Below are 25,430 nucleotides of genomic sequence, written 5' to 3'. Positions count from 1 at the left end.
CATTTCCTGACGACTCAGCCAGCAGTGCTCAGGTCAGGGACCAGTCCACCGGCTGGGCGCCCATGGCCTCCAGTGCTTGGTTGGCCTTAGAGAATGGACGGGATCCAAAGAAGCCGTACCGGGCCGATAGGGGGCTGGGATGCGGGGATTTGATGATGGCTGCGTTGGTCAGCAGGGGCTCTAGGCTCTGGGCCTGCCGTCCCCAAAGAATGGCCACCAGGGGCCGGACCTTGCCCTCCTGGTCGCGTCTGTCGTTCAAGGCGCGGATGGCTGCATCGGTGATCTCCTCCCAGCCCTTGTTCCGGTGGCTGGCCGGCTTGCCAACCCGTACAGTCAGGCAGCGGTTGAGCAGCATGACCCCTCGCCTGGTCCAAGGCGTCAGATCGCCATTGGAAGGCGTGGGCAGGCCCAGGTCGGAGCTCAGCTCGGCGTAGATATTGCGCAGGGAGCCGGGGATGGGGCTGACCGCAGGGTCCACGCAGAAGCTCAGTCCCACCGGATGCCCGGGGGTCGGATATGGGTCCTGGCCCACGATGAGGACCTTGATGGAGTCGAAGGGGATGGTAAAGGCGCGCAGGATGTTCTTGCTGGCAGGCAGATAGCGGTGGCCCTGGGCCAGCTCGGATCTGAGGAAGTCACCCATTCGGTGAATGTTGGGTTCGACAGGTGCCAGAGCACGGGCCCAGCCGGGATCCACCAGGGCGCTCAGAGGTTTGCGGTGGGGCCGGCCCTGGCCTCCTGCTATGGTCGAAGGGTTGGTACCGGTTCGGTTCGTCGGCTCAGGGGAGGTTGCGGCAATAGGCTGGCTGCTGTTCATAAGGTCACTATATCGCTTGGCGATATGGGCCGGTCATGACTGCTTCGGCCATTTCAGGGTTGGCGGAGGACGTCGAATGGTCAGTTGAATGTTGACCCGACGACGCATTACTTATAATGGTTCAGGATCCGGTGGAGCAGAGGAGAGTTCATGGCTAGCACGCGCGACAATGGGACGCAGGCGCGCCCTCAGGTTCATGATGCGTTCGACAACCCTCCCAAGGGGCCAGTCGGCGTGCATCGCGGGCCTCGTTCCCTGTCGGTGAGGGCTTTGCCCTACCTGCTGGTGGTTGTCTTGGCGGTGCTGTGCGGTCTGGGCGTATGGGCTGCGGTCAGCGGCTCCCTGCCCTGGCAGCAGACGCATACCGAAGCCTCCCGGGTCATCAGCAGCCATCTGCCGAAGCGTTCAGCATCTTCTTCTGCTTCAAGCAGTGCGACCGCTACTGATCAAGCCTCCCAAGAACAAACTTCCGAGCCTTCCTCCCAGTCGCCTTCAGCGAGCGCTTCCAGCAGCAGCCCGGCTCCCGTGGTCAACCGGGGCACGCAGGTCACTGTCATCAACGGAACCAGGGTCAACGGGTATGCCGGCAAGAAGCGCCAGGTTCTGGTCAATGCCGGTTACACTGCGGTCACGGCATCCAACCCGCAAGATGCACTGCCTGGCGTGAGCACGGTTCGCTACCGTGACGAGGCCGATAAGGCCACTGCCCAAGAGGTGGCCAACCTGCTGGGTATCACTCAGGTGGAACAGTCCTCCGTGGCTTCCACTCCGGTCGAAGCCATCCTCATGCAGTGAGTTCGGTCAGCTGGATGGCGGAGCAAATATGATGGAAAAACATTCAGAATTTCGGCTCGGCGTTTTGCAATTGCCTCATAAATAGGCCTAAACTGACCTTGCCGACCAGGCAGATGCGGTCAGTCTCGTATCTGTTGTGACGCGGCACCTATGTTAAGGAAGTTAGTTATGGCACAAGGCACTGTGAAATTCTTCAGCGCTGGCAAGGGTTACGGATTCATCAATCCTGACGATGGCGGCGAGGACGTGTTCGTGCACTACTCAGCCATTCAGTCCGATGGTTTCAAGACCCTTGATGAGGGAGATAAGGTCGAATATCAGGTGGAGCAGGGCCCCAAGGGCCTGCAGGCAACCAAGGTCACCAAGCTCTGATTGTCTCTTCTGTATTCGTCATGGGGACCCCGGGTCATTCCGGGGTCCTTTTTATGGCTCCTCAGCCCATACCCAGACACTGAGCCAAGATTGTGCAGGGTGCGAATTGTCGGGCTATAGGAACTAAACGCGTTGTTTATGTTGGGGGTTTGGCCTTGTGGCTGTAAGCGTGTTGGGTGGTTGTTAATAGGTCGGGTTGTTAATAGGGGTCTTGCTGGGGTGCCCGTTCCTGTTCGATTGGGGAATGAGAACCAGATCGAAGAGGGCCAGGCATTGCCCCATATGCCATGGGCGGATGCGCAAGCATGGGCGCAACAGATCAGGCACGCAGCGCCGGATGTGTCCGTCCTGCTCGATCGCGTCCACCGCGCGCAGGCAGGACCGGGCCCGCGCCGCGCAGTTGAGGGAGTTCCCGGACTGGCCGCTGACGGGCAGGACCCAGGAACAGATGGGGGCCATGGGCGCCAGGGCCTGGCGTAAACGGGTCGGCTGGTGCTGGAACATCAAGCCGGCAATCACACCGGACGGGGTGGTCCATCACACGCTCATGGCCGACGGCACGTATATGGCACACGGCTGGTGCCTCCTGATAGCGATCGACGGGCAGACGGGCCAGGTCATCGACCGGCAGTGGTGCCATCAGGAGAACACGGCGGCCTACACGGCCCTGTCCTCCCGCATCCCCGGGCCCGACGTGCTCATCACCGACGGCCTTCGCGGCGTGCAGAAAGCCTGCCATGCCTTGCTGGCCGGGCACGCGCATCCGACGCCGCCTGGTGCACGTGCAACGCAACACCAAAACCGACCTGACACTCAAACCACGACTTCAGGCCGGCAAGGAACTCAAGCGACTCTCCGACCAGCTCACCCGGGTCCATACCATCGAGGAAGCGGTGCGTTGGGGTGAGGCCTTGAACGCCTGGCACGAAAGATGGAAAACCCTCATCGACGAACGCACCATGGCCAAGGACGACCCAGCCAACCCCAAAGCCAGCCACCAATCCTGGTGGTGGACCCACCAGGAACTCCGCCGCTGCTACCGCAGGCTCGAACACCTCTTCCAAGACAGGCAGCCCTTCGCCTTCCCGGAACCCGAACTCACCGCCGGCGGGCCAGTGGAACGCACCACCAACCGGCTGGAAGGAGGAGTCAACCCACCCATCAAACGCACCCTCCTGCAACACCACGGCCTACCCGAGAGCCACATGAGACGCGCCTGCGAATGGCACTGCTACATGAAAACCGACAACCCCGACCCCGCCAGCCTGATCAGGGACGAACACCACCAGCCACAACCAGCACCCAAACGGGAAACCAGACAGGAACAGGACGAGCCCGAACACTACGGCACCGCCATCAACTGGAACGAGTTCCACACACCAGTCAGATACCCCAACACCACACTCTGACCAACACACAACCAAACCCACACACAGAACCTAAAACAACGCGTTTAGTTCCTATAGCCCCTGATGCCGGAGAGACCGTTCTGTATCAGCATAGAGGCTAGATTGGCTGAGCTCTGATAAGGATGCGAAGGGTAAGGAATACGAGCGGTGTCCATCTCAGTTACACCCCTTTAGATAAAAAAGTGCCGCCCTAGTGTGCATATCATATAAATATGATAGAGGCAATGGCGGCTTCTAACAAGCTTTAATATACTCGGGATATCAGTTAGAAAGCTTCATCAAGATAAAGCTTCACAATATAAACACATTTCTTATCGGATGGTCTTTCTTCTATCATGAGCTACTGCAGATCACCCTTCAATCGGCAAACATAAAACTGGTCGGCTCGGCCGGGGTTGTGGTCATCGGCGGCTGCGCCTTGATGTCTGGCCGCCGCTGTCGCACGCCTGCGGCGTGCTGCTGAAGGGGTTGGGAATGTGGTGTTTGTGCCGCCCCCTTCCATTCTGGCCCGGGCCGCTGCGACTCAAGCCCCGAGCGTCTCCGCCCACACCCCGCTCCGGCCGAGGGGGCCGAACAGCATGCCCCCTCGGCCTCCGGGGGAGTGTTCGGATCCACGCGGGGGCTTGACTCTCCGCTATACCCGGGCCGCCATTCCAGGCGTCGGCACAAACAGTCCCGGCACCAAGGAAAGGAACACCCATGAACACCACAACCACAGTGACCATGCTGCCCATCGACGCCATCAGGCCCAACGACGCCAACCCCCGAAGCGAGATAGGAGACGTGTCGGAGCTGGCCATGAGCATCGCGTCCCAAGGCATACAGCAGGCCCTGGTCGTCACACCGGCGAACCAGGAGGGGCGGCACACCCTGGTCATCGGACACCGGCGGCTGGCGGCCGCCGAGCAGGCCGGCCTTGCAACCGTGCCCTGTATCATCACCGACATGGACGAGCAGACCCAGGCGGAGGTGATGCTGGTAGAGAACATACACCGTGACCAGCTCACCGCCCTGGACGAGGCACGCGGATACGCCCACCTCCTGGACCTTGGCGAAGACGTGGACCAGATGGCCAAAGCCACTGGCCGCAGCCGCAGCACCGTGCAGCGACGGCTCAAAATATCGTCCATCGACGACGAGAAAATACTCGCGCTGCCATCCCAGCTGAGCTTCGAGGAATTGGAGACGATAGCCGACTTCCGCGACGACGAAGGCCTGCAAGACCAGCTCATCAAAGCCGCAGGCACCAACAACTGGAACATGACACTGCACCAGGTCCAGGCCAAACGGTCGCTGGACAAGTGGATCGAACAGGCCCAGGAAGCCATCAAGCAGGCCGGGCTGCCCATCGTGCCGCTGACACCATCACAATCCTGGTCTGACCCGGAAGGTTGGCGCACCATCGCCCGATTCTCCCCGGATACCGACCCCGACCCCAAGCAGGCCCTCGACACATGGCTGGAGGAATGGGAAGGCGACAAACCCACGGCCGCCGGACTGCTCGACCGTGGCGGACAGTGGCGCGTCAAAATCACCCTGCTGGAGCCATACACCCAACAGGACCAGGAGGACGAACGCCGGCAAAGAGAGGATGACCTGGCCAGGTGGCAAGCCGAACAAGAAGCCGAAATCGCACCGGCCAAGCAACTGGACACGGCAAGCCACGACCTGCGGCTGGCCTACACGCAACGGCTCATGTCCCTCAAACGCCCCGCCAAAAACCAGTCCCAGGCCCTGTCCATGCTGGTCATCGCCCAAGCGAGCCAACGCACCTGGTGGGTCAGCCGGGACCAGGTGCGGGACACATGGCGCGCCATCGTCCAGGACCAGGAAGCCGAGCTGGCGCAAAAGGCCGACCTTGACGAGAGTCGCCGCACCCAGACGGCCTTCGCCCTGTGCCACGCCATCATGGAGACACAGATCAACCACGAGACCTGGCGCAGCCAAGACGACATAGACGGCCTGCTCAAACCCCTCTACCGTGCCCTCCAAACCGCAGGCTACGCCATCAGCGACGAAGAGCAATCCGGTCTCGACGGCGACCTGGTGCCCCGACCTGAAGAGGAAGACAACGAAGGGAACGAAGATGAAACAGACGACGGCGACCAGGAGGAGGACACCAAAGAGTGAATGAACCCCGCAGCCGGCCCCGCCACCAAGCGGGGCCGGCTGCCGGCGGCGGCGCAGCGATGCCTCGCGCCACCCCACGGGGTGGAATCGGCATCGTCGAACGCCCCGCGTTCGGACAGCCAGACCGCAACGCGAGGAACGCACGACTGGTTTGTATGTGCAATTTGTACTACACTCATGGTCATGGAGATCGAGATAGAGCAATCAGCCCGCAAGCACGGCTGCGCCGACGACGAAATCAGGCACGCGGTCCTCCACTCCATAGGCCACGAACAAATCGAGGGCTACGGCGACGAGATGACGGTGGTCTTCGTCGGCCAGCCACACCCCGGGGCCCTACCCGACAACCTGCTCGAAGTCATCGTCAGCAAATGGCAGGACGGCCAGCTCCACGCCTTCCACGCCATGCCGCTGACCAGCCGGTGGCAACATCTCAGATACCAATAGACACAACCAACAAGGAGCCAGACCATGACCAACACACAGACACCCGCCGACAGGGCAGCACACGCCGAAGCACTCGACCGCATGGCCGACGCCGGCCAATTCACACCCATCGAAGGCACCCGGGTATACCGGGGCTACGACGCCGGCCCCCTGACCGACGACGACCTGCTCTCCATCTTCGCCGGCCGCCCCCGCGACGAACTCAAACAACCCACCAGCAAAACCTGGCAGGTACGCACCACCCCGGCCCTGGACCAATGGGCCGAAGCCGCCGTCAAAACAGAAGGCACCAACCTATCGGCACTGATCCGCCAAGCCACCGCCGAATACCTGGCACACCACTACCCAGGACTCCGAAGCCAGATGGCCTGACCCATCAGGGCAACATCATCAAGGGACCCCTCAACGGGGTCCCTTTTTCCATGCTCGGCTCGGCCGGGGTTGTGGTCATCGGCGGCTGCGCCTTGATGTCTGGCCGCCGCTGTCGCACGCCTGCGGCGTGCTGCTGAAGGGGTTGGGAATGTGGTGTTTGTGCCGCCCCCTTCCATTCTGGCCCGGGCCGCTGCGACTCAAGCCCCGAGCGTCTCCGCCCACACCCCGCTCCGGCCGAGGGGGCCGAACAGCATGCCCCCTCGGCCTCCGGGGGAGTGTTCGGATCCACGCGGGGGCTTGACTCTCCGCTATACCCGGGCCGCCATTCCAGGCGTCGGCACAAACAGTCCCGGCACCAAGGAAAGGAACACCCATGAACACCACAACCAGCCTCCAGGACGACGTCAAGCAACTGAGCCAGGACCCCCAACTCATGCTCACCGCAGGCCGACAGGCCCTCGACAGCATCATGCGCATACTCGACGGCACCCACCAGCCCGAAGCCATAGGACACGACCGGCTCACCCGCATGGCCGCGCTGATAGAAACCTCACTGCCGCACCGCGACGCGCTCCTGGTCGCCGCCATCAACCCCGACACCACCCGAGACGACCTGACCACCATCACCGAACAACCCCACGACCCCGCCGCCGTCAAACTCATCTTCACCAGCCTCACCACCTGCTTCGAAGGCCGGACCCCCGTCAACCAGGAACGCGCCGACAGAGCCTACAACCTCTTCGACCAGCTCACCGCCGCCGTCGGCCCCACCCCACACCTCAGCGCCTCCAGAGCCTACCTGGCCTGGGCCGCCCGCGACCCCGACCAAGCCAGCTCATACATGGTCCAAGCCCTCACCCTCGACCGAACCAACAACCTCGCAGCGCTCATCGCCCTGGCCCTCAGTAAGAACATCAACCCCACCGACGACTAACACCACACACAACCAAACCGAAGAGGTCTCCTCCCAAACCAAGGAGGAGACCTCTCCGCGTCCGATGCGTTTCTCCCGCCCCATAAAAGGGGCACTCGAATCCGCTTCATTCCCTAGGAATGATCGTTGTTTAGATTAATCATGCTTGTCTGCAGCATCAACGGCATGAATGACGAGTAGGGAGATGAGAATGGTGAGAACCTCAGTTATCAAAGATGAGAGCGCCATGGCTTCCCACCTGCTGAAGGCCAAGGCCATCAACCCCATGAGAAACACAAAACTCACAACTTCGCTAACAAGCTTCTTCAAGACCTTGTGACTGCTCATGCTAAACAACACATCCACCAACGCATCAGTTATGTAGGTACCAAAGAACCACAACAGAAAGATAACGATGGTACCCAAAACCCCACGCCACCCATGCACCCAGGAACGAACGCCACCGAAAGGGAGCAAGCGATAAGTGACACCAATGCCGACCGCAAAAGGAAAGACAAAACCCAACAACACAGTTCCGAAAAAACCAACACCGGTAATCGCATCCGAAACCGTTACATGGTCTGATCGTCCACGGTCACTCATCGCTCACCCCTCTCTCCATGAATCAGAGGAACAAATCAACCCATGTCGCCGTGTATTCAGCAATATCGTAAGGGATGCCCAGCTGCATCAAACCTGAGACGATAGCGGCATGAGTCCAGACGCCGGTGGCTTCCAGGAAGTCTGCAATCCGACCGGCCCACGGAGCAATCTTGGCAGGAAGCTTGGAACCTCCCCAGCGCAGAAGCTTAATGACAGCTTTCTTGGCGATCGTCGTAGCCCAATTCCTCGATTGGAAGCCATTACCGGCAGTGCCATCATGCATCGAGAATGCATACTCGGTCAGGATGCCAGCACCTTCATAATCACCGTTTTCCCATGCGGTATCCGCTATCTCCAGCACATCCCTCGGAGTCAGCGAATCGGTGACTTGACTCACGATAGATGTCGAAGCGGTATCCACAGGCTCTGCAGCCATCGCCTGACTGGGAACCATGGCGACTCCCATAGACAGCGCAAGTGGAACAGCAACGCTGGCGAGCAACCTACTTTTGATAGTGTTCAGAGCTTTCATCATAAGCCCCTTTCCGTTTGTTGAGTCAATTCATCCTTGATAACCAATAACGAAGTCAGCGGTGTCAGCCATGGCACCTCTGACAACCCAGCTAAAACTGGAATACTGCACTGATAGATAGGCCTAACTATCATTCTTGAGTTATTACATCAACGGTGACAGTAGCACCACCGTTACACCATCATAGGGCTATAGGAACTAAACGCGTTGTTTATGTTGGGGGTTTGGCCTTGTGGCTGTAAGCGTGTTGGGTGGTTGTTAATAGGTCGGGTTGTTAATAGGGGTCTTGCTGGGGTGCCCGTTCCTGTTCGATTGGGGAATGAGAACCAGATCGAAGAGGGCCAGGCATTGCCCCATATGCCATGGGCGGATGCGCAAGCATGGGCGCAACAGATCAGGCACGCAGCGCCGGATGTGTCCGTCCTGCTCGATCGCGTCCACCGCGCGCAGGCAGGACCGGGCCCGCGCCGCGCAGTTGAGGGAGTTCCCGGACTGGCCGCTGACGGGCAGGACCCAGGAACAGATGGGGGCCATGGGCGCCAGGGCCTGGCGTAAACGGGTCGGCTGGTGCTGGAACATCAAGCCGGCAATCACACCGGACGGGGTGGTCCATCACACGCTCATGGCCGACGGCACGTATATGGCACACGGCTGGTGCCTCCTGATAGCGATCGACGGGCAGACGGGCCAGGTCATCGACCGGCAGTGGTGCCATCAGGAGAACACGGCGGCCTACACGGCCCTGTCCTCCCGCATCCCCGGGCCCGACGTGCTCATCACCGACGGCCTTCGCGGCGTGCAGAAAGCCTGCCATGCCTTGCTGGCCGGGCACGCGCATCCGACGCCGCCTGGTGCACGTGCAACGCAACACCAAAACCGACCCGACACTCAAACCACGACTTCAGGCCGGCAAGGAACTCAAGCGACTCTCCGACCAGCTCACCCGGGTCCATACCATCGAGGAAGCGGTGCGTTGGGGTGAGGCCTTGAACGCCTGGCACGAAAGATGGAAAACCCTCATCGACGAACGCACCATGGCCAAGGACGACCCAGCCAACCCCAAAGCCAGCCACCAATCCTGGTGGTGGACCCACCAGGAACTCCGCCGCTGCTACCGCAGGCTCGAACACCTCTTCCAAGACAGGCAGCCCTTCGCCTTCCCGGAACCCGAACTCACCGCCGGCGGGCCAGTGGAACGCACCACCAACCGGCTGGAAGGAGGAGTCAACCCACCCATCAAACGCACCCTCCTGCAACACCACGGCCTACCCGAGAGCCACATGAGACGCGCCTGCGAATGGCACTGCTACATGAAAACCGACAACCCCGACCCCGCCAGCCTGATCAGGGACGAACACCACCAGCCACAACCAGCACCCAAACGGGAAACCAGACAGGAACAGGACGAGCCCGAACACTACGGCACCGCCATCAACTGGAACGAGTTCCACACACCAGTCAGATACCCCAACACCACACTCTGACCAACACACAACCAAACCCACACACAGAACCTAAAACAACGCGTTTAGTTCCTATAGGCCTCAATCAACTGCAGATAATGCTCCAGTTGCTGTTTTGGCACGCACAAATAAGACTAAACTGTGAGTTACTGAAAGTCTCCATGTGCGGAGTCTCTGCTTCCTGCAGATTTTGCAATGAGTTGTTCATGTTCCCCTCCTTCCCCTAAATTAGGTATGCCCTTAGCGCATACGAATCGTACTTTACAATAACTTTTGACTTATTGCATCTTTTGTCAATAATTTATGGAAGACTTTTAACCGTCACGCAAGCAATACTTGTATTGCGTCTCAGTGTAAAGTTCGCTGTAGCTTTTCGCGTTGTGGATTCGTATGGTGCTCGGGGTTTCGTCGGGCTGTGGATTGGGGCTGGGTATGGCTGGTGAGTTTCTGTCCCTTGAGGGTGTCTCCTATCATTACGGTTCGGGCGGGGCCGGCATCACCGACGTGTCCCTGCAATGCCCGCCTGGGTCATGGACGGCGATCATGGGGCCCTCGGGCGCGGGCAAGTCGACCCTGCTGAATTGCGCCTCGGGCCTGCTGCCGGTCGACCAGGGCTTGGTGCACATCGGGCAGCATGACCTGGCCCGGATGGGAGAGGCCGACCTGACACGTGTCAGGCGTGACCTGATCGGGTTCGTGTTTCAGGACTACAACCTCGTCGAAGCGTTCACATGCCTGCAGAACGTGATGCTGTCCTTCCTCTTCGGCGGGCCGCGCATCGAGGTCGACGACGCCGTGCGGGCCCTGCAGGCGGTGGGTCTGGATGGTTTCGCCGACGTCTATCCCTCGGACATGTCGGGCGGGCAGCGGCAGCGTGTGGCGGTGGCCAGGGCTTTGGCCTCGAGGCCCTCGGTCGTCTTTGCCGACGAGCCGACGGGCGCCCTGGACACCGCCGGCTCCCAGCTGGTGCTGGACGCCTTCGGCCAGGTGGCGGCGCGGGGGTCCACGGTGCTGATGGTGACCCACGACCCGGATGTGGCGGCCCGTGCTGGCAGCACCGTGTTCCTGGTCGACGGCCGCATCCACTCGGTGTGGTCGGGCTGCACGGCCGAGCAGCTGGCCATGCACCTGGCCGAGACCACGTTGAGCGGGGCCGACCGGTGAGCGCGGGCATGGCCTCCCCGGCCCAGCAGGCGAGCCGACCCTGGCGCAAGCGGCCAACAAGGGCCAGCCTGTCCTTCTCCCTGGTCAGGGCCCACCGCTCCTCCTACTGGATCATGTGCCTGGCCGTGTTCGCCGCCACGACCCTGTCCTGCGCGACCCTGCAGGCACGTCAGGCGGGCCTGGCCTACGACGGCCTGCACGGCCTGGAGGGCCTGAACGCCTACCACCGCATTCTGACCAAGGCCTACTACGACCTGGCATTGAACACTGTGTCGCTGATCGCGCTGGTGTTCTGCCTGCTGGTGACGGTGTTCCTGGTCCTGTCATCGGTGTCCTTCCTGGTCCAGGAAAGGCGCCGGGAATACGGCCTGATGCGGCTCAACGGCGCCTCGGGCAAACAGGTCGTGGCCATGGCCCTGCGAGAGTTCTCCCTGCCCCTGGCCCTGGCCGACGCCGCGGGATGCCTGGCCGGATCCCTGCTGACCGTTCCTGTGGGCATGGCCTTCATAAGGGCCATGGGCACCACGGACATCGACCTGCTCTTCCACCCCAGGGCCCGCCTGTGGGTGGCGGCCGTGGCCTTCGCCCTGATGATGGCGGTCTGCCTGCTGGGCGTGTGGCTGGCCACGCGCAGGCTCGGGGCCGAGACCCCCCTGAAGCTGATGACACAACCGGCCGTCAAGGACAAAAAGGCCAGCCGGTTGCGGATCGTATGCTCCCTGGCCCTGTTCCTAGCCTCTATCACGGTCGCCTTCATGCCGGTCGACCGCTCGGAGTTCTACGACCGGCTGCTGGGCTTGATCGTCCTACTGATAATCACCGTGTACGTGGCCGCCCCCCTGCTGGTCCCCCCGGTAGCATCCCTGCTGGGCCTGCTGGCCGAAAAAACCGCGGCCGGACCGGGCCTGCTGGCCCGGCAACGGGTCCGCAGGGGCAGGGCAGGCGCCACGGCCATAGCGTTGCCGGCCATGATGGCGCTGACCATTCTGGTCTCCTTCACCCTCATCATGCAGGCGGGCCGCATGAGCTCGGTGGTGCTCAGCATCGAGCCCATGAAGGCCGACGTGGTGGCCTCCTCGGACGACCTGTCCCAGGCCGGCAGGATCTCGCGCACGCTGCAGGGGCTCGGACGGGAGGTCGGCACAGCCGACATCTACCAGACCCAGCAATGGGTCCTGACCGACAAGCACGGAAACATCCAGATGGACACCTTCCTCCAGGTCACCTGGGCCCAGGCCCGTGACCTGGCCGACCCCAGCCACAAGGACACCGCCCCCAAGGTGCTCCAGGGCAGCCTGGCCGACCTGGGCGCCGGCAAGGTGGCCATAAGCAGAGCATACGACAACCAGCGCAAGCCGGGCGACACGATCACCCTCATCGACCGCCACGACAAAAGACACCAGGTCCAGGTCGTGGCCGTCATCGAGCCGCCCAAGACCACCCCCCACGTGAACATGGACATGCTCACGACCGAGGATGGCCTGCCCAGGGAGGGCGAGAACGGCCGACTGTACGCCTTCATCACCGCCCGCGATCACACCCAGGCCGACGACATAGCCCAACAGATAAGGGACACCACCCACAAGATCACCGCCTTGAACAGGCAGGACTTCATCGACGACTACATCAAGACCAGCATCAAGGAGCAGCAGGGAACACCGCTCATGATAGCCGGCGGCACCATCCTGGCCCTGATATTCCTCGTCCAATCTATAGCCATAGGAATCAGCGAACGACGCATGCAGAACCGGCGCCTCAACCAGATGGGCGTCACCCGCGGCGCCCTCGCCTGGTCAGCGGCCATCGAGACCACACTCGACGTCACCGCCGGCATCATCCTCTCCCTCGTCGCCGTGGCCATCACCGAGGCATCCGTGGCGATAAGCTTCGTCCGGGACGGGGTCGGCATACAACACACACCCATCATCGCAGACATCTTCCTACCCATGTCCCTCCTGCTCCTGGCCGTCGCCATAGCCACCACCATCCTCTGCACACGCCTCACCCACAAGAACCAACCCACAAAACACTAGAGGCCGCCATCAACTGGAACGAGTTCCACACACCAGTCAGATACCCCAACACCACACTCTGACCAACACACAACCAAACCCACACACAGAACCTAAAACAACGCGTTTAGTTCCTATAGGCCGAATTGTCTGCATGTGCAGCCGATAAGTAAGCTTGATATGTCATACAGCCTGCAGCGTATTTTCCCTTCGGGTTGGCACTCGGCCCCATCGAGTGCTAATCTGCTGAATTAGCACTCGAGGTGCGGGAGTGATAACGCGACAGCTGACGGTCGGGTTCCGTTCCACGCCGACGGTGGGTCATGAAACCTCAAGCCATGACGGAGGAAGCAACAATGGCAAAAATCATCGAGTATGACGAGGAAGCTCGTCAGGGCATGCTTGCCGGCCTGGACAAGCTGGCCGACACGGTCAAGGTCACGCTGGGCCCCAAGGGCCGCAATGTGGTGCTGGACAAGTCCTACGGCGCACCGACCATCACCAACGATGGCGTCTCCATCGCCAAGGAGATCGATCTGGAGGATCCTTACGAGCGCATCGGCGCCGAGCTGGTCAAGGAAGTCGCCAAGAAGACTGACGATGTCGCAGGAGACGGCACCACCACCGCTACCGTGCTGGCCCAGTCCCTGGTGCATGAGGGTCTGAAGAACGTGGCCGCCGGATCCAACCCCATTGCCCTGCGCCGCGGCATCGAGAAGGCTGCTGACGCCATCGTCAAGGAACTCGTGGCCCAGTCCAAGGAAGTCGAGACCAAGGACCAGATTGCTGCCACCGCCACCATTTCTGCAGGCGACCCCGAGATCGGCAATGAGATTGCCGAGGCTCTGGACAAGGTCGGCCAGGATGGCGTGGTCACCGTCGAGGACAACAACCGCTTCGGACTGGACCTGGAGTTCACCGAGGGCATGCGCTTCGACAAGGGTTACATCGCTCCTTACTTCGTTACCAACAACGACGACCAGACCGCCGTTCTGGATGATCCCTACATTCTGCTGACCTCGGGCAAGGTTTCCAGCCAGCAGGACGTGGTCCACATCGCCGAGCTGGTCATGAAGACCGGCAAGCCCTTGCTGATCGTGGCCGAGGACGTGGACGGCGAGGCGCTGCCCACTCTGATCCTCAACAAGATCCGCGGCACCTTCAACTCCTGCGCTGTCAAGGCTCCTGGTTTCGGCGACCGTCGCAAGGCTATGCTGCAGGATATGGCCATCCTGACCGGCGCACAGGTCGTGTCCGATGAGCTCGGTCTCAAGCTGGACTCCATCGACATGAGCGTGCTGGGTACCGCCAAGAAGGTCATCGTCTCCAAGGACGAGACCACCATTGTTTCCGGTGGCGGTTCCAAGGACGAGGTCTCCGCACGTGTGGGCCAGATTCGCACCGAGATCGAGAACACCGATTCGGACTATGATCGCGAGAAGCTGCAGGAGCGGCTGGCCAAGCTGGCCGGCGGCGTTGCCGTCATCAAGGTCGGCGCAGCTACCGAGGTCGAGGCCAAGGAGCGTAAGCACCGCATCGAGGATGCTGTCCGTAACGCCAAGGCCGCCATCGAAGAGGGCCTGCTGCCCGGAGGCGGCGTGGCTCTGGTTCAGGCCGCTGCCAAGGCTGAGAAGGATGTCAAGCTGGATGGTGATGAATCCACCGGCGCATCCATCGTCTTCCGCGCCATCGAGGCCCCCATCAAGCAGATCGCTGAGAACAGCGGAGTCTCCGGTGACGTGGTCATCAACAAGGTCCGTTCGCTGCCTGCTGGCCAGGGCTTCAACGCAGCCAACAACGAGTATCAGGACCTGCTGGAGGCCGGCGTGGCCGACCCCGTCAAGGTGACCCGTTCCGCGCTGCAGAATGCAGCCTCAATCGCCGGGCTCTTCCTGACCACCGAGGCTGTCGTGGCCAACAAGCCTGAGCCTCCGGCACCTGCCGCCGCTCAGCCTCAGGGCGATATGGGCTACTGATCCCCTGAGGTTCGGCCGGGCTTTTCGGCTGAACCCAGTAATCGCCAAGAACAGGGACCTGCGCATCGGGATATGGTGCGCAGGCCCCTTTCTGTTTTATGGTCTGCTTTCCTTTATCGCCTGTTCTGTATTTCCCTATGCCTGCCGGGTCTGGACCCGATGCGCCATGGTCAAATGGTCAAATAGCTCTGAGCTGCCAGCACATAGGCCCGATGCTCAGGCTCCGGCGAAGAGGCGTGTGGCCTGGGCTTCGGTATCTGCATAAAGAGCCGAAGCTTGGGTTAATGCCGCCTGGATGCCTTCAAGTGCTTGTTCCATCTGGGCTTGCGAGGCGCGCCACTGCTGGGCCACTGTGGCGAATTGGCTGGCCGCCGAGCCCTGCCAGACGCTTTGGAGATTGTCCAGGTTGGTGTACATTCCCGCCACGGCATCTCTGATGGCCCCTATTGAGCCGCTGACTGCGCCGGAGGCTGTCTGTATCTGATCCGAATCAACTTGGAACCGTGTCATGGTTGTCCTTTCCGTGAATGGCGGTGATGGTGGGGGAGTCCGATGCCGTCAGCCGCTACTGTGGACACTATGACAGTGTTCACGCGGTTGCCCCGTCCACGGACCCATGTGGTCGAACGAGTCTTCCTCCACAAGGCGAGTCCAGGCTGCGCTCTGGCCATGAGGCGGGTTCTGGCTTTCCTGCTCTTGACGGTTTTGATGACAGGCGCCCTTGGACCGACCAGGGTCTTTGCCGATGAGCCTCAGACCGGGGCCGGAACCATGACCGACACGATCACTGATCCACAGAATCTGCTGGGTTCGGATGTGGGATCCGTCAAGGATGCGATCGAGGAGACCGCAGAGCAAACAGGAGTATCGGTCCGACTGCTCTACCTGCCGCATTTCTACGAGGGCGTCAAGCCGGAGATCTGGGCATCCCGGGCGCTCGAATCAATGAAGCCTGCCCAAGACACGGTTATGCTGGCAGTGGCCTCTCAGGACGGCAAATTGGTCGTGGCGGTCTCCAGCAACTCGCAGGCCTGGCTCAAGGACCAATCCAGCGTGGATCAGCTCTCGCAGGCTGCTCTGGAGCCGGTCGCCAAAAGCCGCAATCCTGATTGGGTGGGCTCGGCCAAGGCCATGATGACCCAAGTGGAGACTCTTGAGCAAAACCACAGGCATCACCGGGTCATGATCATCGCTCTTTCGGTAACGTTTGTGGTCCTGGTTATTCTGGGCGTAGCCGTTACGATTTGGTGGCGTCGCAGCAGCCGAAGCGGGGCTCATCATCGCAGGTCCAGTTCGGTGAAGGAGCAATCACGCCCAACAGAGACGGTCAGCGAACTTTCAGATAATACCCAGAAAGAGGCGGCAAGCTGAAGCCATGAGCAAACCGACGCAAGCACAACTGGTCGTGGTCGACGACGAACCGTCCATCAGGGATCTGCTGGTGGCTTCCCTGCATTTCGCGGGCTTTGCGGTTGAGACCGCAGCGTCCGGCTCTGAGGCCATTCAGGTCATTGAGCGCATCCAGCCCGATTTGATTGTCCTGGATGTCATGCTGCCTGACATCGATGGGTTCACAGTCACCTCCCGTATCCGTCAGGAGGGAATCGAAGCGCCGGTGCTCTTCCTGACCGCCAGGGATGACACCCAGGACAAGGTCATGGGGCTGACTGTGGGCGGCGACGATTATGTGACAAAACCCTTCAGCCTGGAGGAGGTTGTGGCCAGAATCAAGGCTATACTGCGCAGAACCCGCGAGCACCAGGAGGATGACCCGATCATCCGCGTGGGTGATCTGGAGATCAACGAGGATTCCCACGATGTCACCAGGGCTGGCCGACCCATCGACCTGAGCCCGACCGAATACAAGCTGCTGCGCTACTTGATGGATAATGAGGGTCGTGTGCTCAGCAAGGCCCAGATTCTGGACCATGTCTGGCAGTACGACTGGGGCGGTGATGCGGCCATCGTGGAATCCTATATCTCCTACCTGCGCAAGAAGGTGGATGGCATCACTGTCAGCGATGGGCACGGCGGTGAGCGCAAGGTCACCCCGCTGATCGAGACCAAGCGAGGAATCGGCTACATGATTCGGGCCCCTAGGCAGAACGCATCGGACGGCGGCGATGGCGACTAGTCCCCAGAGTCCGACCCCTGAGACAGGACAATCGACTGTTCCCGATCCGAGGTCGGCCGACAGGTCCAGGTCGTTCAAGGGTTCGGACTCCGGCAGGGGAGCCGATTCCGGCAAGCCGAGGGGCAGGTCCATGCCCAGGTCGCCTCTGGCTGCGATTCCCCTAAGTACCAAACTTGTGGCCAGCATGCTCATCTTGCTCATCGTGGGTACGGTAGGCGTCTCTGTAGCCATCTGCCAGATGGCTGATGACTATCTGATGAAGCGTACGGACTCCCAGCTGATTCGCCAGGCCAATCTGGGCATCCGCAACGCCACGCTTTTGCGCCAGGAGGATCTGAGCAAGAACGGCCTGGGTCCCACCGACTACTTCCTGCAGATTCGTGACGATGACCTGCACATCATTTCGGACGACCTCAATCCCATGCAGGTCAACGGGGTCATCTCCCGCCCGCGTCTGCCCGCCGATGGCAGCCTGGGTTCGATACCCCTTGGCCAGCCGACCACGGTACCTGCATATGTGCGGGTCTCCAAACAAGCCTCGCCCGACCGCGACACCATGAAGCGAGCCCGGGCCTCATGGCGTGTGGTGGCCATGCAGTGGAAGCTGCGCAATGATCTGGACGGTTCCGAAATCAGTGGTGTGCTCTTCATCGGTCTGTCCATGAGCGACCAGGATGAGGCCGTGCATGATTTGACGGCTTTCTGCATGATCATTTCCGTCGTAGTGGTCCTTCTGGGAGGAGTCATCTCGGTCCTGCTGATTCAGTCCACTCTGGTTCCCCTCAAGCGCATCGAGAAGACTGCTGCAAAGATAGCGGCCGGCGACCTTTCCCAACGCATTCCCAGCTTCCCGGAGAATACCGAAGTGGGCTCCCTGGCGGCATCCCTCAATGCCATGCTGGCGCGAATCGAGCATTCCTTCGACGAGCAGCGCCAGACCACTGAAAAGATGAAGCAGTTCGTTTCGGACGCCAGTCACGAGTTGCGCACTCCTCTGGCCGCCATCCACGGCTATGCAGAGCTCTACAGGATGCAGCGCGACTATCCAGGGGCTCTGGAGCGTGCCGACAAGTCCATTCAGCATATCGAGGACTCTTCGACCAGAATGACGGTTCTGGTCACGGATCTGCTTTCGCTTGCTCGTCTGGATGAGGGCAGGGGAATCGACCCGACCCTGTCGGTCGATCTGACCGGTCTGGTGCGAGACGGAGTGGACGACTTGCATGCCCTGGATCTGGGAAGAGAGGTGGCTACCGGAAGGGTTTGCCTGCATACCGAGGATCAGCCTGCTCCCCAGGAGATGCCAGCCACAGCCAGTAAGGGACTGTCAGGCCTCAAGGGACGCAACAAGGAGAAAATCACCGTGGGCGGGCACCTGGGTCCATCGGTCAGCTTGGATATCCAGGAAGGACCCTTGCCCTCGGTACAGGTGACAGGCGACCCCAGCCGCCTTCGTCAGGTGATTACCAACATCGTGGGCAATATCCACCGCTACACTCCGTCTGATTCGCCGGTCCAGGTGGGGTTGGGTCTGGTCAAGGCGACCATCGCTCCAGCGGATCTGACCAGGTTGGATGCCACTGAGTCCTCGCTGGGACACCTGACCGAGGCGATCCAGGTGGCAGAAAACAGCCATGTGGGCACCGACTATGCCATCATCCGCGTGGTTGATCATGGACCTGGTGTCCCGAAGGAATCCAGGTCCAGGCTCTTCGAGCGCTTCTACACCGCCGACCCGTCAAGGGCTCGGGAGAAAGGCGGCACGGGGCTTGGACTGGCCATTGTCCAGTCTATTGTCAAGGCCCATCAGGGATTCATCTGCGCGTCGCAGACCCCGGGGGGCGGCTTGACTTTCACCATCGTCATACCCCAGGGTGTCAGGCGGGATCAGGAGGGCGCTGAGGAGCAAGCCAATCCTGTTGTCAGCCGTCCCGTACGCCTATGACAAGATGGGTCGTCCTGCCCTCTCCATTCAGGTAGACTGATTTCGGATATACCTGTTCAAGAAGCAACGTAAGGAAGTGGCAGAGCATGCCCAGCGGGAGAGTACGGTGGTACGACGCCAAGCGGGGGTTCGGGTTCATCACGGATGAACAAGGTGGAGATGTCTTCCTGCCCTCATCAGCACTACCTGCTGGAGTATCCACTATACGCAAGGGATCCCGGGTGGAGTTCTCGGTGGCTGAGGGCCGCAAGGGCCCCCAGGCCCTGGATCTGAAGCTGGTGGGGCCAACCCCCTCCATCCTGCGCGCCAAACGACCCGATCCGGACGATATGGCCGCCATCGTGGAGGATTTGATCAAGCTGCTGGACTCGGCTGGCAATGGCCTGCGTCGGCATCACTATCCAGGTCGGGCCGAATCCGCCAAGCTGGCCACCCTTCTGAGGGCTGTGGCCGATGACTTTGATGTGCCGGACTGAGTGGACGGCGAGAAGAATCCGATGTGGATCGGTCTTGTCCGGTCCCACTGATGATGAAGGTGTGATAGATGGTTCAAGAGGACCTGGATCCTGAGGAACTGGCCAGGCGAGTGGCCCTGAGCGTGGCTGCCGACAGCGATGAGGTCGGTGAACTGGTCGGCCGTACCCCGATCGGGGATGGAGTCTGGGACTACCGGTTCGCCTCGGCCATCAAGGGATACGAGGGCTGGCAGTGGTCGGTCACCCTTTACCGCGATGAGGATGCCGATACCTGGACTGTGGATGAATCGTCGCTGGTGCCTACTGATGCGGCCCTGCAACCCCCGGCATGGGTTCCCTGGAAGGATCGCCTGTTGCCCTCGGATCTGAGCGTAACAGACGTCATGGGAACGGATCCCGACGATCCCAGGCTGACAGCCGGATACAAACCTGCGCAGGCAGTGCCTCAGAATTCTGAAGTAGAGCAGACCTCAGAGGAGAATAAAGAAGGCCAGATAGCATCAGCCTCGGTTGATGCTGATGGTGCCGATCAGGGGACTGACGGTGCGGTCTTCCGCCTGGTAGACCGCTCAGGTGGCGAAAAAGACGTTCACAAGCAAGAACCGAATGATCAGGTTTCCTTCGATGCACAGACCTCTGCCGCCGACCTGGATGAGGCTGTCGATCGCTTCGCTCTGAGCCGCCGGCACGTGATGACTGCCGAGGCTAGGACGGCCACCGCCAAGCGCTGGTACGAGGGTCAGCACGGTCCCAAGTCCCTATCGACCCGGACGGCCAAGGGCAAGGCATGCGAGACCTGCGGTTTCATGATTCCCCTGGCTGGCGATCTGGGGACTATGTTCGGCGTGTGCGCGAATCGTTGGAGCCCGGACGACGGGCGTGTGGTCTCCCTGGATCATGGCTGTGGTGAGCATTCTGAGATCGAGCCCCAGGAGGAGTCCCATCTTTGGGTTCAGTCCCAGCCGGCCTATGACGATCTTCATATTGATGTGGTCAGGCAGAAGCCACGCGAGGAGCGCCCTGAGGTGGAACTGATGGAGCAGATGGAGTCGGAAGACGGCTCAGAGGACTGATTCCAAGGCCTTGTTGCGTTCAGAGCGCAATCACCGGCGGGCCGAGAATAAACGTCACCGTAAATCTGTAGAGTGAATTACGGATCAAAGGGAAGGACAAGTATGTTCGAACGGTTTACCGACCGTGCGCGGCGGGTGATTGTGCTGGCGCAGGAAGAGGCCCGCACCCTGCAGCACAACTACATCGGCACCGAGCACCTCCTCCTGGGCCTGATCAGGGAAGGTGACGGTGTTGCCGCCAAGGCCCTGGCCTCCAAGGGCGTGGAACTGGATGCCACACGCAAGCAGGTTGAGGAGATGATCGGTAAGGGCAATGCGGTCCCCAATGGGCACATCCCATTCACGCCGCACGCCCGTCAGGTCTTGGAGCTGTCGCTGCGCGAAGCTCTTCAATTAGGTCACTCATACATTGGCACTGAGCACATCCTCCTCGGCCTCATTCGTGAGGGTGAGGGCGTCGGCACCCAGGTGTTGATCAAGATGGGTGTGGATCTGGGCGATCTGCGGACCGCCACTATTGACATGATTCGCGGTAACCATGAAGGCGGCGACGCTGGCAAGGGCGATTTGGCAAATGCCGGCGGCGTTTCCAACAAGGGCGGGCAAACCGGTTCGGCCATCCTGGACCAGTTTGGCAGGAACCTGACCCAGGAAGCCGCTGAAGGCAAGCTGGACCCGGTCATCGGCCGAGCCAACGAGATTGAGCGGGTCATGGTCGTTCTGTCCAGGAGGACCAAGAACAACCCGGTGCTGATCGGCGAGCCTGGCGTGGGCAAGACCGCCGTGGTCGAGGGCCTGGCGCAGAAGATCCATGAGGGCGATGTTCCGGAGACGCTCAAGGGCAAGCAGGTCTACTCGTTGGATCTGGGCTCCATGGTGGCCGGTTCGCGTTACCGGGGCGACTTCGAGGAGCGTCTGAAGAAGGTGCTCAAGGAGATCAAGACCCGGGGCGACATCATTCTCTTCATCGATGAGATTCATACCATCGTCGGAGCGGGTTCGGCCGACGGGGCCCTGGGCGCTTCTGACATGCTTAAGCCCCTGCTGGCCCGCGGCGAGCTGCAGACCATCGGTGCCACCACTACCGACGAGTATCGCAAGTACATCGAGAAGGACGCAGCACTTGAGAGGCGCTTCCAGCCTATTCAGGTCTCCGAGCCCACAATCGCCCAGACCATCGAGATCCTTAAGGGCCTGCGCGGTCGCTATGAGCATCATCACCACGTCACCATCACCGACAAGGCCCTGCAATCGGCGGCTGAGCTCTCTGCACGCTACATTCAGGACAGGAACCTGCCTGACAAGGCTATAGACCTGATCGATGAGGCTGGTGCGCGTCTGCGCATCAAGCGGCTGACTGCCCCGCCAGAGCTCAAAGAGCTGGATGCCAAGGTGGATCGTATTTCCGCCCAGAAGGACCAGGCCATCAAGGACCAGGACTTCGAGAAGGCCGCTCAGTTGCGTGACAGCCAGGAGAAGCTGGAGGCCGAGCGCAAGGAGAAGGAGCAGGCCTGGCACGAGGGCGAGTCCGACGTGAAGATGGTTGTCGACGAGGATGTGATCGCCGAAGTGGTCTCTTCGACCACCGGCATCCCGGTCTTCAAGCTGACCCAGGCCGAGTCCAAGAAGCTCCTGGGTATGGAGAAGGAGCTGCACAAGCGGATCATCGGCCAGGATGAGGCCGTCTCCGCCCTGTCCCGCTCCATCCGCCGTACCCGTGTGGGCCTCAAGGATCCCAAGCGTCCTGCAGGTTCCTTCATCTTCGCTGGACCCACCGGTGTGGGCAAGACCGAGCTGGCCAAGGCTCTGGCCCAGTTCCTCTTTGATGATGAGGATGCCCTGATCCGGGTGGATATGTCCGAGTTCTCGGAGAAGTACTCCACTTCTCGTCTCTTCGGTGCCCCTCCGGGGTACGTGGGATACGAAGAGGGCGGCGAGCTGACCGAGAAGGTCAGGCGCAAGCCATTCTCCGTGGTCCTCTTCGACGAGATCGAGAAGGCCCATCCGGACATCTTCAACACCCTGCTGCAGGTGCTGGACGACGGCCATCTGACTGATGGGCAGGGTCGCATGGTGGACTTCAAGAACACCATTATCATCCTGACCACCAACCTGGGAACCCGCGACATCGCCAAGGCTGCCAACACCGGCTTCAACGTGAGCGGCAACACCGAGACCTCCTATCAGAGGATGAAGGACCAGGTGACCAGTGAGCTCAAGCAGCAGTTCAGGCCCGAGTTCCTGAACCGACTGGATGACATCATTGTCTTCCAGCAGCTGACCGAGCCCCAGGTCCGTCAGATTGTCGATCTGGACATCGCTCAGCTCAACGATCGTCTCTTTGAACGCCACATGTCCTTGGATCTGACCGACAAGGCCAAGGACCTGCTGGCCGAGAAGGGCTTCGATCCGCTCCTGGGTGCCCGGCCTCTGCGCCGCGTCATCCAGCGGGACATCGAGGATGCGGTCTCCGAGAAGATCCTCATGGGCGACCTTACGGACAACGAGTCCGTTCAGGTTGACGCAGAAGGTGAGGGCATCCTAGGCGAGTTCACCTTCACGGGCAAGCCCTTCGAGGGACCCCGTCATGCGGCTAACTCTACCGATGGACAGAACCAGGAGCCTGAACTGGTTGGAGCCCCAGTGTCTGCCACCCCAGATGCCGATCTCTCTGAGGACGCCTCCCAGGTAGAGCGGGCAGAGCGTCCCTTGGGCGATGAACCAGCAGAAGGTTCAGCTGAATAAATAAAAAGGCCAAGGACGCACTCTCTGGTTGTTTAGCAGAGGGTCCAAGGCGTAAAACACAATGATGGGGTGGGGAACGCGAAAGGTGTTCCCCACCCCATCATTGATATTTCCAGGTTTCTGCCCAGCAATAGGTTGGACCTGGAGAGGGTGAAACTTACAGGTAAAGCTTCTGCTCCTTGGTGCGTACCTCCTCATAGGCCTGGTGGGCCTGCTTGCTGGAATCTATATGGGCCACCTGGGGTGTCGCTACATCCCACCAGGCCTGGGATGAGTTGTCGCGGACAACAGGATCTACCGTCACGTAGATGGCGGCTATGGTCTCGCCATCTACGGCCTTCTTGACTGCGTCCTTGAGCTCCTCGGCGTCAGTGGGGCAATAGGTGGGTACGCCATACCCCTCCAATATCTTCGGGAAATCGATGGGCAGGTAGTGGTCCTTGTCCTCCAGTCCCTGCTCATTCTTCATGTAGAAGCGGGTTTCAAACCCCTGTGATCCAACCTGATGGGAGAGGGTGTTGATGGAACCGAACCCGTGATTGTCGACCAGAATAATGATGATTTTTTCATGTTCCTGAATGGCAGTGAGGACATCCTGGTGGTACATGAGGAAGGAGGCGTCTCCGATGAAGGTGAAGATCTCCCGATCTGGTGCAGCCATACGCATCCCTAGGCCAGCTGGTATTTCGTAGCCCATGCAGGAGTATCCGTATTCGACTGAATAGCCTAGAGGGGATCCTGGTCTCCAGAGCTTCTGCAGGTCACTAGGCATGGATCCGGCGGCGTTAACCACCACATCCTGAGGCTTGGCGAAACTGTTGACAATGCCGATCACCTCCTTTTGACCGAGCTTGTTGTCTCCGGGAATATGCTGGGTCTGCCGAACGACTTCCGCCCTTGCTTCATCTGCAGCCTCCTGCGCCTGCCTGCGGTAGTCAGAAGGTACTTGCCAGTCTTTCAGGGCTCGGCTCAGTTCACGAATTGCCTCCCTGGCATCCCCGACGACCGCGATGGCTGCTTCCTTGTTGGCATCAAAGGAAGCTACGTTGATATTGACAAAGTGCACCGAGGGGTCCTGGAACATGGTATTCGATGCTGAAGTAAAGTCGGTGTACCTGGTTCCGATGCCGATGATCAGGTCGGCCTGGCGTGCTAGCTGATTGGCATATTTGAGTCCGATGGAGCCGAGGGGTCCGACGTTCAATGGATGCTCATAGGCTACAGCCCCCTTGGCGGCCTGAGTGCTGCCAACGGGGATGCCGGTATGTTCAATGAAGTCGGTCAAGTCCTGGCTGGCTGAAGAGTAGACTGTACCGCCGCCAGCAATAATGAAGGGCCGTTTACTGGCACGTATGGCTTCGGCGGCTGCAGCCAAAGCGTCCGCATCCGCTCGGGGCCGGCCGATTCTCCAGATGCGTTCCTTGAAGAGGGAAGTGGGGAAGTCGTAGGCTTCGGCCTGAACATCCTGGGGCAGGCAGAGGGTTACCGCCCCCGTCTTGGCTGGGTTCGTCAGCGTTTCCATGGCTGCCAAGAGCGCTGTCGGGAGCTGTTCAGGGCGGTTGATTCTATCCCAGTAGCGACTGACGGGGCGCAGGGAGTCGTTGCCGGAAACATCATAGGAGCGTTCATCCTCTATCTGCTGCAGGACTGAACCGGCACGACGGGTGGAGAAGATGTCGCTGGGCAGCAGGAGGACGGGAAGATGGTTGACCGTTGCCGTGCCAGCAGCAGTTACTAGGTTGGCGGCTCCTGGACCGATGGAGGTGGTCACGACCATGGCTCCCATGCGGTTTTTGAGCCGTGCGTAGCCAACGGCTATGTGGCCCATGCCTTGTTCATTGCGCCCTTGGATGAAGCGCATTCGTTCTTTCTCTTCTAAAAAGGCCTGCCCAACGCCACCGACATTGCCATGGCCCATGATGCCCAGGGCACCTCCGAAGAAGGTGTTGGTCTGCCCGTCGCGGGTGACTTGCTGCGCCTCCAAGAACCGCACAATGGCCTGTCCGACTGTCAATCGTATCGTTGATACCATTTCGCTTTATCCTTCGCTTT

The 25,430-nt window shown here is 60.5% G+C and carries 19 protein-coding genes and 4 pseudogenes; 18 read left to right on the top strand and 5 right to left on the bottom strand.

Annotated features, from left to right (window positions below; genetic code table 11):
- Nucleotides 1–28 precede the first annotated feature (28 nt).
- Nucleotides 29–817: a uracil-DNA glycosylase gene (locus ACVWNW_RS01490; RefSeq protein ID WP_232348590.1), complete on the bottom strand. Its 789-nt coding sequence runs from the start codon at nt 815–817 to the stop codon at nt 29–31.
- Between the two features lie 150 nt (nt 818–967).
- Between ACVWNW_RS01490 and ACVWNW_RS01485 the strand changes: the two genes are divergently transcribed.
- From ACVWNW_RS01485 to ACVWNW_RS01455, 7 genes and pseudogenes are all read left to right on the top strand, one after another.
- Nucleotides 968–1,612, top strand: coding sequence for a LytR C-terminal domain-containing protein (locus tag ACVWNW_RS01485; RefSeq protein WP_110425493.1), 645 nt, complete (start codon nt 968–970; stop codon nt 1,610–1,612).
- Between the two features lie 168 nt (nt 1,613–1,780).
- The gene (locus ACVWNW_RS01480) at nt 1,781–1,984 is read left to right on the top strand and encodes a cold-shock protein (protein ID WP_015022108.1); all 204 of its coding nucleotides are present in this window, start codon (nt 1,781–1,783) and stop codon (nt 1,982–1,984) included.
- Between the two features lie 244 nt (nt 1,985–2,228).
- Nucleotides 2,229–3,393: pseudogene (locus tag ACVWNW_RS01475) on the top strand (IS1249 family transposase).
- Between the two features lie 699 nt (nt 3,394–4,092).
- The gene (locus tag ACVWNW_RS01470; protein ID WP_015022037.1) at nt 4,093–5,523 is read left to right on the top strand and encodes a ParB/RepB/Spo0J family partition protein; all 1,431 of its coding nucleotides are present in this window, start codon (nt 4,093–4,095) and stop codon (nt 5,521–5,523) included.
- A gap of 183 nt (nt 5,524–5,706) precedes the next feature.
- Nucleotides 5,707–5,970 (top strand): hypothetical protein, encoded by a 264-nt coding sequence (locus tag ACVWNW_RS01465; RefSeq protein WP_141650026.1) that lies wholly within the window; start codon nt 5,707–5,709, stop codon nt 5,968–5,970.
- 24 nt (nt 5,971–5,994) lie between these two features.
- Nucleotides 5,995–6,342, top strand: coding sequence for a hypothetical protein (locus ACVWNW_RS01460; RefSeq protein ID WP_015022035.1), 348 nt, complete (start codon nt 5,995–5,997; stop codon nt 6,340–6,342).
- Between the two features lie 373 nt (nt 6,343–6,715).
- Complete coding sequence (locus ACVWNW_RS01455) at nt 6,716–7,276, top strand: hypothetical protein (protein WP_015022034.1); 561 nt, start codon at nt 6,716–6,718, stop codon at nt 7,274–7,276.
- Between the two features lie 135 nt (nt 7,277–7,411).
- Here the strand turns inward: ACVWNW_RS01455 and ACVWNW_RS01450 are convergent, their stop codons facing one another.
- Together ACVWNW_RS01450 and ACVWNW_RS01445 are read right to left on the bottom strand one after the other, a co-directional pair.
- Nucleotides 7,412–7,858, bottom strand: coding sequence for a hypothetical protein (locus ACVWNW_RS01450; protein WP_015022033.1), 447 nt, complete (start codon nt 7,856–7,858; stop codon nt 7,412–7,414).
- A 22-nt stretch (nt 7,859–7,880) separates the two neighbouring features.
- Complete coding sequence (locus tag ACVWNW_RS01445) at nt 7,881–8,393, bottom strand: hypothetical protein (RefSeq protein ID WP_045925197.1); 513 nt, start codon at nt 8,391–8,393, stop codon at nt 7,881–7,883.
- A gap of 316 nt (nt 8,394–8,709) precedes the next feature.
- On the opposite strand from ACVWNW_RS01445, the pseudogene ACVWNW_RS01440 reads away from it, so the two are divergent.
- From ACVWNW_RS01440 to groL, 5 genes and pseudogenes are all read left to right on the top strand, one after another.
- Nucleotides 8,710–9,874: pseudogene (locus ACVWNW_RS01440) on the top strand (IS1249 family transposase).
- Between the two features lie 411 nt (nt 9,875–10,285).
- A complete protein-coding gene (locus ACVWNW_RS01435) occupies nt 10,286–11,017 on the top strand; it encodes an ABC transporter ATP-binding protein (protein WP_029676375.1) in 732 nt (243 codons plus the stop codon).
- 8 nt (nt 11,018–11,025) lie between these two features.
- A pseudogene (locus tag ACVWNW_RS01430) lies at nt 11,026–12,969 on the top strand (ABC transporter permease); the annotation flags it as partial.
- Between the two features lie 2 nt (nt 12,970–12,971).
- A pseudogene (locus ACVWNW_RS01425) lies at nt 12,972–13,112 on the top strand (IS256 family transposase); the annotation flags it as partial.
- Between the two features lie 273 nt (nt 13,113–13,385).
- The gene (gene groL, locus ACVWNW_RS01420; RefSeq protein ID WP_024626575.1) at nt 13,386–15,005 is read left to right on the top strand and encodes a chaperonin GroEL; all 1,620 of its coding nucleotides are present in this window, start codon (nt 13,386–13,388) and stop codon (nt 15,003–15,005) included.
- A 216-nt stretch (nt 15,006–15,221) separates the two neighbouring features.
- Here the strand turns inward: groL and ACVWNW_RS01415 are convergent, their stop codons facing one another.
- Complete coding sequence (locus ACVWNW_RS01415) at nt 15,222–15,515, bottom strand: WXG100 family type VII secretion target (protein WP_015022106.1); 294 nt, start codon at nt 15,513–15,515, stop codon at nt 15,222–15,224.
- Nucleotides 15,516–15,584: 69 nt separating this feature from the next.
- Here ACVWNW_RS01415 and ACVWNW_RS01410 point away from each other — a divergent pair, with 69 nt between their 5' ends.
- The 6 genes from ACVWNW_RS01410 (at nt 15,585) to ACVWNW_RS01385 (ending at nt 23,378) form a co-directional block, all read left to right on the top strand.
- On the top strand, nt 15,585–16,376 hold the full coding sequence (locus ACVWNW_RS01410) for a TPM domain-containing protein (RefSeq protein ID WP_454482597.1): 792 nt from the start codon (nt 15,585–15,587) through the stop codon (nt 16,374–16,376).
- Between the two features lie 4 nt (nt 16,377–16,380).
- Entirely contained in the window at nt 16,381–17,139 is a 759-nt protein-coding gene (locus ACVWNW_RS01405; protein WP_110425491.1) for a response regulator transcription factor, read from the top strand.
- Between the two features lie 184 nt (nt 17,140–17,323).
- The gene (locus ACVWNW_RS01400; protein ID WP_461196300.1) at nt 17,324–19,084 is read left to right on the top strand and encodes a sensor histidine kinase; all 1,761 of its coding nucleotides are present in this window, start codon (nt 17,324–17,326) and stop codon (nt 19,082–19,084) included.
- Between the two features lie 86 nt (nt 19,085–19,170).
- The gene (locus ACVWNW_RS01395; RefSeq protein WP_015022102.1) at nt 19,171–19,560 is read left to right on the top strand and encodes a cold-shock protein; all 390 of its coding nucleotides are present in this window, start codon (nt 19,171–19,173) and stop codon (nt 19,558–19,560) included.
- Nucleotides 19,561–19,628: 68 nt separating this feature from the next.
- Nucleotides 19,629–20,633 carry a DUF3027 domain-containing protein gene (locus ACVWNW_RS01390; protein WP_261252290.1) on the top strand — a complete coding sequence of 335 codons (1,005 nt, stop codon included), beginning with the start codon at nt 19,629–19,631 and terminating at the stop codon, nt 20,631–20,633.
- Between the two features lie 102 nt (nt 20,634–20,735).
- Entirely contained in the window at nt 20,736–23,378 is a 2,643-nt protein-coding gene (locus ACVWNW_RS01385; protein ID WP_454482593.1) for an ATP-dependent Clp protease ATP-binding subunit, read from the top strand.
- Nucleotides 23,379–23,535: 157 nt separating this feature from the next.
- Here ACVWNW_RS01385 and iolD read toward each other — a convergent pair whose 3' ends face one another.
- Complete coding sequence (gene iolD, locus ACVWNW_RS01380) at nt 23,536–25,410, bottom strand: 3D-(3,5/4)-trihydroxycyclohexane-1,2-dione acylhydrolase (decyclizing) (RefSeq protein WP_454482591.1); 1,875 nt, start codon at nt 25,408–25,410, stop codon at nt 23,536–23,538.
- Nucleotides 25,411–25,430: the final 20 nt, after the last annotated feature.

The sequence above is a fragment of the Bifidobacterium sp. JNUCC 75 genome (genome assembly GCF_054819865.1).
Note: the sequence above shows the minus strand (reverse complement) of the source record. Positions and strands in the feature narration are given on the sequence as shown.